Annotated in this window: 13 protein-coding genes; 7 read left to right on the top strand and 6 right to left on the bottom strand. The window is 64.0% G+C overall.

Going from position 1 to position 12,054, the window contains the following annotated elements:
• Window positions 1-8: 8 nt before the first annotated feature.
• Together ACFOHJ_RS18775 and ACFOHJ_RS18770 are read right to left on the bottom strand one after the other, a co-directional pair.
• Window positions 9-1,274, bottom strand: a complete 1,266-nt coding sequence (locus ACFOHJ_RS18775) for a Glu/Leu/Phe/Val family dehydrogenase (RefSeq protein WP_378223327.1) — start codon at window positions 1,272-1,274, stop codon at window positions 9-11.
• 170 nt (window positions 1,275-1,444) lie between these two features.
• Window positions 1,445-3,079 (bottom strand): tetratricopeptide repeat-containing sulfotransferase family protein, encoded by a 1,635-nt coding sequence (locus tag ACFOHJ_RS18770; RefSeq protein ID WP_378223823.1) that lies wholly within the window; start codon window positions 3,077-3,079, stop codon window positions 1,445-1,447.
• 264 nt (window positions 3,080-3,343) lie between these two features.
• Between ACFOHJ_RS18770 and gnd the strand changes: the two genes are divergently transcribed.
• Entirely contained in the window at window positions 3,344-4,351 is a 1,008-nt protein-coding gene (gnd, locus tag ACFOHJ_RS18765) for a phosphogluconate dehydrogenase (NAD(+)-dependent, decarboxylating) (protein ID WP_378223324.1), read from the top strand.
• A 32-nt stretch (window positions 4,352-4,383) separates the two neighbouring features.
• On the opposite strand, the gene ACFOHJ_RS18760 is transcribed toward gnd, so the two are convergent.
• Window positions 4,384-4,782 (bottom strand): Kazal-type serine protease inhibitor family protein, encoded by a 399-nt coding sequence (locus ACFOHJ_RS18760; protein ID WP_378223322.1) that lies wholly within the window; start codon window positions 4,780-4,782, stop codon window positions 4,384-4,386.
• 418 nt (window positions 4,783-5,200) lie between these two features.
• Between ACFOHJ_RS18760 and ACFOHJ_RS18755 the strand changes: the two genes are divergently transcribed.
• From ACFOHJ_RS18755 to ACFOHJ_RS18745, 3 genes are all read left to right on the top strand, one after another.
• Complete coding sequence (locus ACFOHJ_RS18755; RefSeq protein ID WP_292836470.1) at window positions 5,201-5,413, top strand: cold-shock protein; 213 nt, start codon at window positions 5,201-5,203, stop codon at window positions 5,411-5,413.
• A gap of 238 nt (window positions 5,414-5,651) precedes the next feature.
• Complete coding sequence (locus ACFOHJ_RS18750) at window positions 5,652-5,864, top strand: cold-shock protein (RefSeq protein ID WP_378223319.1); 213 nt, start codon at window positions 5,652-5,654, stop codon at window positions 5,862-5,864.
• Window positions 5,865-6,140: 276 nt separating this feature from the next.
• A complete protein-coding gene (locus ACFOHJ_RS18745) occupies window positions 6,141-6,572 on the top strand; it encodes a BA14K family protein (RefSeq protein WP_378223317.1) in 432 nt (143 codons plus the stop codon).
• Between the two features lie 174 nt (window positions 6,573-6,746).
• On the opposite strand, the gene ACFOHJ_RS18740 is transcribed toward ACFOHJ_RS18745, so the two are convergent.
• From ACFOHJ_RS18740 to ACFOHJ_RS18730, 3 genes are all read right to left on the bottom strand, one after another.
• A complete protein-coding gene (locus ACFOHJ_RS18740) occupies window positions 6,747-7,388 on the bottom strand; it encodes an MBL fold metallo-hydrolase (protein ID WP_378223315.1) in 642 nt (213 codons plus the stop codon).
• A gap of 171 nt (window positions 7,389-7,559) precedes the next feature.
• Entirely contained in the window at window positions 7,560-7,871 is a 312-nt protein-coding gene (locus tag ACFOHJ_RS18735; protein WP_378223312.1) for a hypothetical protein, read from the bottom strand.
• Window positions 7,872-8,010: 139 nt separating this feature from the next.
• Window positions 8,011-8,904 carry a branched-chain amino acid aminotransferase gene (locus ACFOHJ_RS18730; RefSeq protein WP_378223309.1) on the bottom strand — a complete coding sequence of 298 codons (894 nt, stop codon included), beginning with the start codon at window positions 8,902-8,904 and terminating at the stop codon, window positions 8,011-8,013.
• Between the two features lie 249 nt (window positions 8,905-9,153).
• On the opposite strand from ACFOHJ_RS18730, the gene ACFOHJ_RS18725 reads away from it, so the two are divergent.
• Genes ACFOHJ_RS18725 through ACFOHJ_RS18715 form a run of 3 tightly spaced genes read left to right on the top strand, consistent with a single transcriptional unit; the run spans window position 9,154 to window position 11,871 of the window.
• Window positions 9,154-9,699 (top strand): MarR family winged helix-turn-helix transcriptional regulator, encoded by a 546-nt coding sequence (locus ACFOHJ_RS18725; RefSeq protein ID WP_378223307.1) that lies wholly within the window; start codon window positions 9,154-9,156, stop codon window positions 9,697-9,699.
• Window positions 9,686-10,405, top strand: coding sequence for a response regulator (locus tag ACFOHJ_RS18720; RefSeq protein ID WP_378223304.1), 720 nt, complete (start codon window positions 9,686-9,688; stop codon window positions 10,403-10,405). The genes ACFOHJ_RS18725 and ACFOHJ_RS18720 overlap by 14 nt, the downstream gene beginning before the upstream one ends.
• A 50-nt stretch (window positions 10,406-10,455) precedes the next feature.
• Complete coding sequence (locus ACFOHJ_RS18715) at window positions 10,456-11,871, top strand: ATP-binding protein (protein WP_378223301.1); 1,416 nt, start codon at window positions 10,456-10,458, stop codon at window positions 11,869-11,871.
• The last annotated feature ends 183 nt before the right edge of the window (window positions 11,872-12,054 follow it).

The raw sequence follows: 12,054 nt of genomic DNA, 5'->3' as shown, positions 1-12,054 counted from the left end.
ATTCTATGTCAGCTGACGAAAAAATTCTGGGTCCCGTGCGCTTCGATGGCTTCGGCCAACCGGCCGAGCGCATGGACATAGGCGGCGGTGCGCGCCGAAATGCCCTTTTCGCGTGACAGGTTCCAGATGGCGCGGCCCTCGCGCTCCATGATGGTGCGCAGCCGGTCGTGGATTTCCTCCAGCGTCCAGTAGAAACCCTGCCGGTTCTGCACCCACTCGAAGTAGGAAACCGTCACGCCGCCGGCATTGGCCAGGATGTCGGGCAGCACGACGACGCCCTTCTTCGCCAGGATCTCGTCAGCCTCGGTGGTGATCGGGCCGTTGGCGAGTTCCAGGATCAGCTTGGCTTTCACCGAGCCGGCATTGCCTTCATGGATCATGTTCTCCAGCGCCGAGGGAACCAGCAGGTCGCAGTCCGCGCCGACGAGCTTGTCGGCATCGAGATGCTCGTGGCCGCCCTGCCCGATGGTCGAAGCGACCGAATGGCCCTGCGCCTTGGCTTCCAGCAACAGGTCCACATGCAGGCCGTTGGGCGAATAGACGGCGCCCTGCGAATCCGATGCGGCGACGATCTTGTGGCCGTCCGCGGCCATCAGGCTGGCGATGTACTGGCCGGCATTACCGAAGCCCTGGATGGCCACGCGCATGGTGTCGCTGAGGCCGAGGTCGCTCGCCAGGTGGCGCACCAGATAGTAGCCGCCGCGCGCCGTGGCATCCCCACGGCCCAGCGAGCCGCCGAGCGCGATCGGCTTGCCGGTGATGACGGCGGGCGAGGACTGGCCGACGATCTGCGAATACTCGTCTTCCATCCAGCCCATGATCATGGCGTTGGTGTAGACGTCGGGCGCCGGGATATCGCGGTCCGGCCCGATGATGCGCGAGAACGCCTTGACGTAGGAGCGCGACAGCCGCTCCAGCTCGGCCTTGGAAAGCTGGCGCGGATCGACCTGGACGGCACCCTTGCCGCCGCCATAGGGCAGGTTCATCACCGCGCACTTGAACGTCATCCAGAACGCCAGCGTCTCCACTTCGTCCTCGGTCGCGTCCGGATGGTAGCGGATGCCGCCCTTGGTCGGGCCGCGCGTGTCGTCATAGCGGCATCGCCAGGCGATGAAGGATTTTCGCGAGCCGTCGTCCATGCGGATCATCAATCGCACTTTCGTGGTCTCTCGCGGGTATTTCAGTTTCTCGATCACGTCCGCGTCGATGTTGAGGTGAGCGGCCGCTTCATCCAGGCGGACAAGCGCGTGGTCGAGAAGACTGACTTCTGTCATGGAACCCTCTAGCTATGCGAGTATGGGATTTGCAGGTGCGTGCATAATTTGCCGAACCGCCCGGCGCAATGGCCAAATGGCCCCAAACTGTCCCAGAACCGCCAATGAAGGGCTCCAGGGCCGAAAAAATCGTCAATGTGACCCTGAAAACGCAGGATTTCGGCCGAGGGCTACTTCAAGCGCTCGATCAGCGGCTGGAGCTTGTCGCCGTAGCGCTTCCACAGCTCGACGGAGCCCTGGTACATCGGCTGGCGCACCTGCGCGGCCGATGCGGTGCGCACCTGCCGCTCGCTCTTGTGGAACGACAGCACGGCATCGTTCCACGGCAGGCCGAGATAGTCGATCAGCGCCCGCGTCTGGCCTTCCTGGTCGGCAACGAAATCCTCGTAGCGAACGTCGTGCACGACACCCGGCAACACCCTGTGCCAGTGCTCCATCATGTCGGTGTAGAGGTTATGGAAATCGGCCAGCTCGCCGATATCGTAGCTGTAGAGGTGGCCGTCGCCGCGGAAATTGGTCTTGTAGATCGACAGGCACGTGGCCACCGGGTTGCGCGCGCAATGGATGATCCTGGCCTTCGGCAGCATCAGGTGCAGGAAGCCGACCAGCAGGAAATTGCCCGGCATCTTGTCGGTGACGTGCCGGAAGCCCGGGAACCGGTCGTGCAGCATGTCGAGATAGTCGTTCCCGGCATCGGCGAAGACCTTGTCCGGCAGTTCGCGGATGCCGGCCGGGAACCCGCCCTTCATGTCGAGCGGAAAGCCCTTGCCCACCGCCGTCTTCAGGATGGTGAGCTCGCCCGCGCCGAACACCTGCGGATGGCTGGCGATGATCTGTTCCACCAGCGTCGTGCCCGAGCGCGGCATACCGACCACGAAGATCGGCGTGTCGTCGGTAATGGTGCTCGGCTTGTGCCTTTCGAAGAAGGCGGCGTCGAAGGTCGCCTTCATCGCCGCGAACTCGGCCCGCGTCTTTTCGCCGTCATAGGCGATGGCCTTGCGGCGGATGGCGTTGCCCTCGGCGAAATAGTCGAAGGCCGCGCCATAGGCCTTGAGGTCGTCGTGCATCTTGCCGAGGCCGAAGGAAAGCTGCATGCGATCGAGGCTGGCGGGGTCGACCTTGTCGTGCAGCGCCCGCATGGCCTCGAGTTCCGCGTCGTCGGCCTGCTGCCGCTTCACCTGGCTCAGCATCAGCCAGGATTTCGTCTGCTTCGGCGCCGAGGCAAGCGCCCGGCGCAGCTTGTCCGTGGCGCCGGCCAGGTCGCCCTTTTCCATCAGCGCGACGCCGTAGCCGTGCAGCACGTCGGCATCGTTCGGCCGGATCGCCAGCGCCTCCGCGAAAACGGCGAGCGCCTCGTCCAGCCGGCCGACCTCCTGGAGCACCTCCGCCAGCCCGACACGGGCGCGCATGTGGAAGGGGTTGCGCCCGATGGTGCCGCGAAAAACCTCTTCCGCCTGCGGAAAACGCCCAAGCTGCGCCAGCGCCGACGCATAATTGTCGCGCGCAGCGCCATGGTCCGGCTTGGCGGCGACAGCCTTGCGGTAGGAATCGGCGGCGGCCGTAGTGCGACCGAGATCGCGCAGCACGGAGCCGTAATTGTTGAGGAAATCCGGATTGTTCGGGACCACGCGCAGGGATTTCTCGATCAGCGCCACGCCATCGGCGCTGCGCCGGCCCTGATGCAGCAGAATGCCGAGGAAATGCAGCGCCGCCGCATGGTCCGGCTTTACCGCCAGCACCTGCCGGTAGAGCGCCTCGGCCTCCCCTGCCCGCCCAGCCTGATGGAGGGACAGCGCCTGGCGCACATGCTGGTCAAGGTCGCCGCGCGGTGGCTGGCCCGATCCGCCGGATTTCGCCCCTGCCTGTCGTCTCAAAGCCCGGTTGATGATAGACCTGCCTTATCTCGCCGTTTGTCCCGACCTAGGACACTGAAGGCCCCCGCGCAAGAGCGGCCATCACGATACTGTCAGCCGTCGCGGCGGGATCGCCCTTTCAAAAGGCGCGTTAATGCCGATAGAACGGAAAAAACGGATCGCTCGATCCGCTCCCCAGCGACCACAGGATGAAAAATGCAGATCGGGATGATTGGGCTTGGCAGGATGGGCGCCAACATGGTGCGCCGCCTGCTGCGCGACGGCCATGAATGCGTCGTCTACGACATCAATGAAGCGGCGGTCGCCACGCTCGCCAGGGAAGGCGCGATTGCCGCTTCCTCGCTGGAAGCCTTCGTCGACCGGCTCGAAAAGCCACGCAGCGCTTGGCTGATGCTGCCGGCCGCCTTCACCGGGCAGATGGTCGGTAAACTCGCCGCGCTGATGGAAGCGGGCGACATCATCATCGACGGCGGCAATTCCAATTACCGCGATGCGGTCGACCAGGCGGCCAAGCTCCAGCCGAAGGGCCTGAACTATGTCGATGTCGGCACCAGCGGCGGCGTCTGGGGCCTCGATCGCGGCTATTGCCTGATGATCGGCGGGCCGGAGGCGGCGGTAAAGCATCTCGATCCGGTCTTCGCCACGCTCGCCCCCGACACCGGCGAACCGGCCTCGCCCACGGGGTCCACGGCGCCGCGCGGCTACCTGCATTGCGGCCCGAGCGGGGCCGGCCATTTCGTCAAGATGGTCCACAACGGCATCGAATACGGTCTGATGGCCGCCTATGCGGAGGGGTTCAACATCCTCAAGGCGGCGAACGCCGGCAATGTCGTGCGCGCCGCCGACGCCGAGACGGCGCCGCTGGACGAACCGCAATACTATAAATTCGATATCGACGTGGCCGGCGTCGCCGAAGTCTGGCGCCACGGCAGCGTCATCGGCTCGTGGCTGCTCGACCTCACTGCCGACGCGCTGAAGACGGACCCGGCGCTGGCCGGGTTCGGCGGCCGCGTCTCGGATTCCGGCGAAGGGCGCTGGACGTTGAAGGCCGCGATCGATACCGGCGTGCCGGCTCCGGTGCTGGCTTCGGCGCTGTTCGACCGGTTTTCGTCACGCGGCGAGTCCGCCTTCGCCGACAAGCTGCTGTCGGCGATGCGCTTTGCCTTCGGCGGCCATGTCGAGAAACCGAAGGACGGGCAGTAGCCGCCCTCCGGTATTCTCACTCCCGCTACCGCTCAGCAGCGGCCGTTGCCGATGATGCGGTAGCTTTGCGCCCGCGCCTCGCAGGCATTGCTGAAGGTGCGGATATTGTTGCCACGCCGCGCGCAGACCGGGCGGTACTCGCGCGTGCAGATCGCCGGCCGGCTCGGACCCGGCTCACGCTGGCACTGGCCACGGCGCACGACACGGAACCCTGAGCGCTCGGCGGTGCAGGCGTTGGCGAAGGTCTGGCGGTTATGGCCGCGGACCGCACAGACCGGCCTGTAATCGGCAGTGCACAGCTTCGGCCTCGGCGGCGGCGGCCGGTGATAGCCCGGCCCCTCGTCCACGACGACGGTACAGGAGCCGGCCAGAACAGCCAGCACAACGATTGCCAACCCGCGCCACAGCACGGAAAAACCCGGGAAACTCATCGCCACCTCTCCTTGCGACTGTTGGTTGAACCCGCCCCCGGCCGATCCCAGCATCAAATGCGGCTCCTAGCCAGTAAAAAATACGGCTTTCGACTGCACCAATACCTTGGTCCATCTGGCTGATTAACTTTCCGTCTACCCGGACTAGACACATACTGCTGAAGTGTCCTCTTCGGACGCCGTATTGCAACTTTCCCGTTTTCGTGCCATAAATACAGTGTTCGGGCATTTGCGGACCCGGAGACTGGAACGTTTGAACGACCCTTTCCCCGATATTTGTGAATCTCTGACGGCCCCGTTTTTCGGCGGGGGGTTTTGCCGTGCGCGAATGCATGACCGCCGAAGCAACCACCGTATCCTGCCGCGAACGCCAGATGTCGGGCAGGACCAACGACTGAACGGGTGAAGGAGTTTCCCCATGGCCCAGACCGGAACCGTTAAATTTTTCAACACCACCAAAGGCTTCGGGTTCATCACCCCCGACGGCGGCGCCAAGGACGTGTTCGTCCACATTTCCGCGATCGAGGCATCCGGCCTGCGCACGCTGGTCGACGGCCAGAAGGTGACCTTCGACGTCGAACCCGACCGCATGGGCAAGGGCCCGAAGGCAGTCAACCTGCGCGCGGAATAATCCACGCTGCGCGGCGCGAACGGCACCTAGACGACCAGGAAGGGCGTGGCGGTTTTCCGGCGCGCCCTTTCTGTGTCTGTCGGCCGGCAAGCCGCATACGCAGCAAGGATAAGACTGGCCGGACGGCGCCCTAACCACAAAGTTTTGCTTGCCGCCGGCTCGAAAATAAACGACAAATTTCCGCTTCGGGCGCGCGCCCACCCGGAAATGGACCTGGCGGGATTATAAGGAGCTTCCCATGCCGCAGACCGGCACCGTCAAATTCTTCAATCATGCCAAGGGCTTTGGCTTCATCACGCCGGACGACGGGGAAAAGGACGTCTTCGTTCACATTTCCGCCGTGCAGGCGTCGGGCCTTCCCGGACTTGAGGATGGGCAGAAAGTGACGTTCGATACCGAACCCGACAAGCGCGGCAAGGGACCGAAGGCCGTCAATCTCACCATCGGCTGAAGCACGCTGGCAAACAGGACCCGGGGCTCGGCCTCGCGCCGGGCCACACTCTTGTTTGCCCGCGCACCTGCAGCCTGACGCGTGAGAATAGATTAAACGCTCGGCCGTAGCCTTTTGCTTTTGCGCATGTCTTTGCCCCGAAACCGTTGCACCCTTTCGGGATGCCTGCCGTAGCCCAAAGTCGTTCAGCCTTCGTTCAGCCACGGATTTATAGTCTTCTTTCCTAAACTGGAATCGGCCCCTCGCAGCGCGCGATCCGGTAAAAAGGAGACCAAGATGAACAGGGTTTTGAAGACAGCCGTTCTGTCCACGGCGGTAGCCGCGCTGACGCTCAGCGCACTTCCGGCGGCCAATGCCCAGGAGTGGCACCGCCGTCACCACCACAATCATTCCGGCGACGCCATCGCAGCCGGCGTGGTCGGCCTGGCGGCCGGCGCGCTGATCGGCGGCGCCCTCGCTTCGCCGCCGCCTCCGCGTTATTACTACGATGGCCCGGTCGGCTACGACGACTACGATTATTATGACCGGCCGGCTTATGTTGTGCGCCGGGCGCCCGTCCGGGTCGTGCGCGAATATTCGGTCGGCGGCATCGAGCCATGGACCCGCGCCTGGTACAACTACTGCTCCAGCCGCTACCGGTCCTTCGACGGCCGCACCGGCACCTATGTCGGCTATGACGGGCAGGCACATTTCTGCAACGCCAACTAGGACCTGTCGCCGCAGCCGGAAAATCCGCGGCCGTCGTCATTCCCCACCGCTTCCCCGTCCCTCAAGGGTCGGGGAAGCGGAAGCGCGGCCTCAGCATCCCCCTCCCCCTTGTGGGGAGGGGGCAGGGGTGGGGGTAATGAAGCCCGCGACCCGTCCCTGAGAAAGACCTTCCGCCTAGACCAGGAACGGATTGCCGCGCCGCTCGTCGCCGAAGCGGCTGCCGGGACCGTGGCCGCACAGGAAGCCGATATCGTCTCCCAGCGGCAGCAGCTTTTCCTTGATCGAGGCGATCAGCGCCGCCTGGTTGCCGCCCGGCAGGTCGGTGCGCCCGACCGAGCCGCGAAACAGCACGTCGCCGACATGGGCGAACTTTTCCGCCCGGTCGTAGAAAACGACATGGCCCGGCGCATGGCCGGGGCAATGCAGGACCTCGAAGACGTGCCCGCCGAACGATACCGTCTCCCCCTCGGTGAGGAAACGGTCGGGCGTGCAGTTGCGGACCTTGCCGGCGAGCCCGAAGCGCAGCGCCTGCGCCTCCAGGTTGGACAGCAGCAGCATGTCGGCCTCGTGCGGGCCGATGATGGCAATGCCGAGCGCGTCCTTCAGGTCCATGGCGCCGCCGGCATGGTCGATATGGCCATGCGTGATCCAGATCTCGCCCACTCGGATCGCATTCTCGTCCAGCGCGGCAAGGATGCGGTCGATGTCGCCGCCCGGATCGACGACGACGCCGCTCTTGTCGTCCGCGTCGAACAGGATCGTGCAGTTCTGCTGGAACGGCGTGACCGGAACAATGATGGCGTTGAGCTGGCCCATGGTTGTCCTTTCGAAACAAGCCCGCTGTCTACCCGCATCGCCCTGAGGCGTCCAGTTCGGCAGCCGCCCATGTCTTCGCCTCGAGCACCTGCATGCTCTCTTAATACAGGCCAAAAAAACGGACGGCCGAAGCCGTCCGTCCGTTGCCTGAGTTTCGAAACGCTTCGAAGCCTACTTCTTCATCGCGTTCATGACCGCGCCGACGATCGCCGTCAGGATGGCGCCGCCGCCAACGCCGCCGACGATGTTGTTGAGGTTGAGCGCGCTGCCGAGGCCGTCCGCAGCCGCCGCGGCCGCCGCCGGATCGATCGTGCCGCCACCGAGCAGGCTGCCGAGGATTGCCGCGCCGCCAACGCCGCCGATGGCGCCGCTGAGAATTTTAGGAAGCTGGCTCATGGCTGCCTGCTTGACCGCCGCGCCCACGGCCTGGCCGCCAATGATACCCGTGACTATCTGCACAATGATCGGAAGAAGTGTTTCCATTTGCTAGTCCCTCCATAGCCGGCCCCAGGGCCGTCACGACATGAGAAACCGAAATCGATCAATGTCAAATGCGGAAATGCTGAAATAGGAGAGGCGCCCGAAAGGGCGCCTCAAATCCTTGTAAAACAAGGGAAATCCCTTATTCGGCAGCGATCGCGTGCTTCGGCTGCACGGCCGCCGAATAGGCTTCCATCAGCGACTTCGAGATTTCGCCGACCTCGAATCGGTACGGGCCGATCTCCGAGACGGGGGTAACCTCGGCCGCCGTGCCGGTCAGGAAGCACTGTTCGAAGCCTTCCAGTTCCTCCGGCATGATGGCGCGCTCGTTGACCTCGAGGCCGCGATCTTTGGCGAGCCCGATCACCGTGCGGCGCGTGATGCCGTCGAGGAAGCAGTCCGGCTTGGGCGTGTGGATCTTGCCGTCCTTGACGAAGAAGATGTTGGCGCCGGTCGCCTCGGCAACCTGGCCGCGCCAGTCCAGCATCATGGCGTCCGCATAGCCCTTCGCCTCGGCGGCGTGCTTGGAGATGGTGCAGATCATGTAGAGGCCGGCGGCCTTGGCCTTGGAGGGAATGGTGCGCGGGTCGGGCCGGCGGTACTCGGCGATGTCGAGGCGGATGCCCTTCAGCTTCTGCGCCGGATCGAAATAGCTCGGCCATTGCCAGATGGCGATCGCCAGGTTGATGCGGGAATTCTGTGCCGAAACGCCCATCTGCTCGCTGCCGCGCCAAGCGATCGGCCGCACATAGGCGTCCTGGAAGCCCTGCTTCTTCAGCAGTTCGCGGCAGGCGTCGTTGATCTGCTCGGCGGTATAGGGAATCTTGAAGCCGAGGATGCGGCCCGATTCCAGCAGCCGGTCGGTATGTTCGCCAAGCTTGAAAATCTCGCCGCCATAGGCCCTTTCGCCTTCGAATACCGCGCTCGCGTAGTGAAGACCATGGGTCAATACGTGGATCTTCGCATCGGCCCATTTGACAAATTCGCCGTTCATCCAGATGAAGCCATCAAGCTGGTCAAAAGGAACGGATGCCATACTAACCTCCCGCGGGCCGCGCCCGCCTTCCATGAAGCGTCGTGAATGTCGTGGCCGGTCGCATCGCAGGCCGGCACCTCCTGCAAACCTAGGCCGATAACCGGGCGCAGGCAAATTAAGGAAGTTACGAAAACAACGCCCTACCTTGCCTTTTCGGTCACATTCGGCCCAAAAGCTTGTCAAAAATTATCAGCGCGCCAAAACTATGTCAACAGTGCTGACATATTTTGAGCCATCGACGGAACAGTCATGCCCGACAGACGCCCCGACCGCCGCATCGAAACCGCAGACGCCATCCGCACCCCCGTGGGGCACGAGGACGGCATCGATTTCACGCTCATCGAACTGTTCTTCTTCGCCTATCGCGACTTCACCTCCGACCCGGACGTGATTCTGGCCGACTACGACTTCGGGCGGGCGCATCACCGGGTGCTGCATTTCGTCAACCGCCGGCCGGGGCTGACCGTCGCCGAACTGCTGGACGTGCTCAAGATCACCAAGCAGTCGCTCGCCCGCGTGCTGAAGCAGTTGATCGACACCGGCCATATCGTGCAGTTGCAGGGGCCGCGCGACCGCCGCCAGCGCGAACTTTACCCCACGGCAAAGGGGCGTAAACTGGCACTGGCCTTGGCGAGGCCACAGTCGCGTCGCATCCATGACGCGCTGGAGGGGTTGAGCGGGGTAGATCGGAAATCCATCGAGCATTTCCTGAAAGGAATGGTCAATCCGGAACTAAGGGCGCAGATCGCGATTTTACCCGCAGACACATCAGGGAGCAGCCATGGAGATCAATGACACCATCGACCGGTCGACAGCGCCCGACGACGATGCGCCGCATCTGCTGGTCGTCGACGACGATACCCGTATCCGCAACCTGCTGAAGCAGTTCCTGAGCGAAAACGGCTTCCGCGTCACCGTGGCCGGCAATGCGGACGAAGCCCGCCGCCAGCTCAGGGGCCTGGATTTCGACCTGCTAGTGCTCGACGTGATGATGCCGGGCGAAAGCGGTGTCGAACTGACGAAGGCGCTCAGGGCCGAAAAGGATGTCCCCATCCTGATGCTGACGGCGCTCTCCGAGACCGACAGCCGCGTGACCGGGCTCGAAGCCGGCGCCGACGATTACCTGCCGAAACCCTTCGACCCGCGCGAACTGATCCTGCGCATCAACAACATCCTGCGGCGCGGCGGGCCAACGGTCGCGCCGAAGGTCGAGCAGCTCGTGTTCGGTCCCTATACCTTCCAGCTTACCCGGCGCGAACTGAAGCGCGGCGGCGAAACGCTGAAGCTGACCGACCGCGAGCAGGAAATCCTCACCATCTTCGCGACCCGGGCCGGCGAGACCATCCCGCGCCACGAACTGGTCGGCGACGACTCGGAAGTCGGCGAGCGCACCATCGACGTCCAGATCAACCGGCTGCGGCGCAAGATCGAGCGCGACCCCTCCAATCCGGTGTGGTTGCAGACGGTGCGCGGTATTGGGTATCGCCTGAGTGTGGAATAGAATGCCGCCTGACGGCCCCGTCCTGAACGGCCGCAACCGAGCTGGCAACGATGGTGCCCACTGAACTGGAACAGACGACCGGCCAGGGGCGGCACAGGCATGGCAGGCCCTTCACGCTGACCGTTCGGCGCGGCTGGAACCGGCTCTGGCGGCTCATTTCCCTCTACATGCCGAAGCGGCTCTATGCCCGCTCGCTCATCATCGTCATCGCGCCGATGTTTCTGCTGCAGTCGGTGGTCGCCTTCGTCTTCATGGAGCGGAACTGGCAGACGGTGACGCAGCTTCTGTCGCAATCGGTGGTGCGCGACATCGCCGCCATCATCGACATGATGGAAACCTACCCGCACGAGCCCGACTACGCCAACGTCATCCGCATCGCGCAGGACCGCATGCAGCTGAAGGTCGACCTGCTGCCGCCCGACCCGCTGCCCGCGCCCGGCCCGAAGCCGTTCTTCTCGACGCTGGACGAGCCGCTGTCGGCCGAAATCGTGCGCCAGATCAATCGCCCGTTCTGGGTCGACACGGTCGGCAATTCCAAGATCATCGAGGTCCGCATCCAGCTTGAAAACAAGGTCTTGCGCGTCTTCGTGCGCCGCAGCCAGGCCTATGCCTCGAACATGCAGGTGTTCCTCTTGTCGATGGTAGGCACCTCGCTGGTGCTTTTGATGATCGCGATCCCCTTCCTGCGCAACCAGATCAAGCCGATCCTGACGCTGGCAGCCGCCGCCGAAAGCTTCGGTAAGGGCCAGCCGATGCCGGCCGATTTCCGCCCGCGCGGCGCCGAAGAGGTGCGCCGGGCGGGTTTCGCCTTCATCCAGATGCGCGAACGCATCGAGCGCCAGATCGAGCAGCGCACGGCGATGCTGACCGGCGTCAGCCACGACCTTCGCACCATCCTCACCCGCTTCAAGCTGCAACTGGCGCTTTCCGGCGGCAGGAAGAGCGATATTGCGGCGCTGGACCAGGACATCAACGACATGCAGTCGATGCTGGAAGGCTACCTCGACTTCGCGCGCGGCGAGGCGACCGAGGATACCGGCCTGTTCGACCTCGAAGCCTATTTCCAGAAGCTGGGCGAGGAAGCCAACCTGCGAAAGCGCAAGCTCACCACCTCGATCAGCGGCGACAGCGAGGTGCGGGTACGACCGCGCGCCTTCTCCCGGCTGATCTCGAACCTGGTCGGCAACGCCTTCCGCTACGCCAAGACGGTCGAGGTAAACGCGGTGCACCGCCGCGGCACGCTGCTGATCACCATCGACGACGACGGCCCCGGCATTCCACCGGCACAGCGCGAGGACGTGTTCAAGCCCTTCGTGCGGCTGGACGAGGCCCGCAACCTCGACGCCAGCGGCACCGGGCTCGGCCTTGCCATCGCCCGCGACATCGCCCGCAGCCACGGCGGCGACATTTCGCTCGGAGACAGCCCGCTAGGCGGCCTGCGCGCGGCGATCAAGGTGCCTGCGTGAGGCGAGGAAGCCGGAATATCGGCCTGTTCCGCGCGCTCCAGACCCCCCACCCCTAACCCCTCCCCCTTGCCGGGCAGTGTTTACATTGGACTCGTGATGAGGTGTCTGTTGAAGAACAGTGCGAGGGTTATGTCGAGCATCTGATGGGTCTTTGAGAAGCGTTTGGAGCGGCGATTGAACCGG

Source organism: Aquamicrobium soli, from assembly GCF_042646345.1.
GTDB classification, from domain to species: domain Bacteria; phylum Pseudomonadota; class Alphaproteobacteria; order Rhizobiales; family Rhizobiaceae; genus Mesorhizobium; species Mesorhizobium soli_A.
This window is presented reverse-complemented; position numbering and strand designations above follow the sequence as displayed.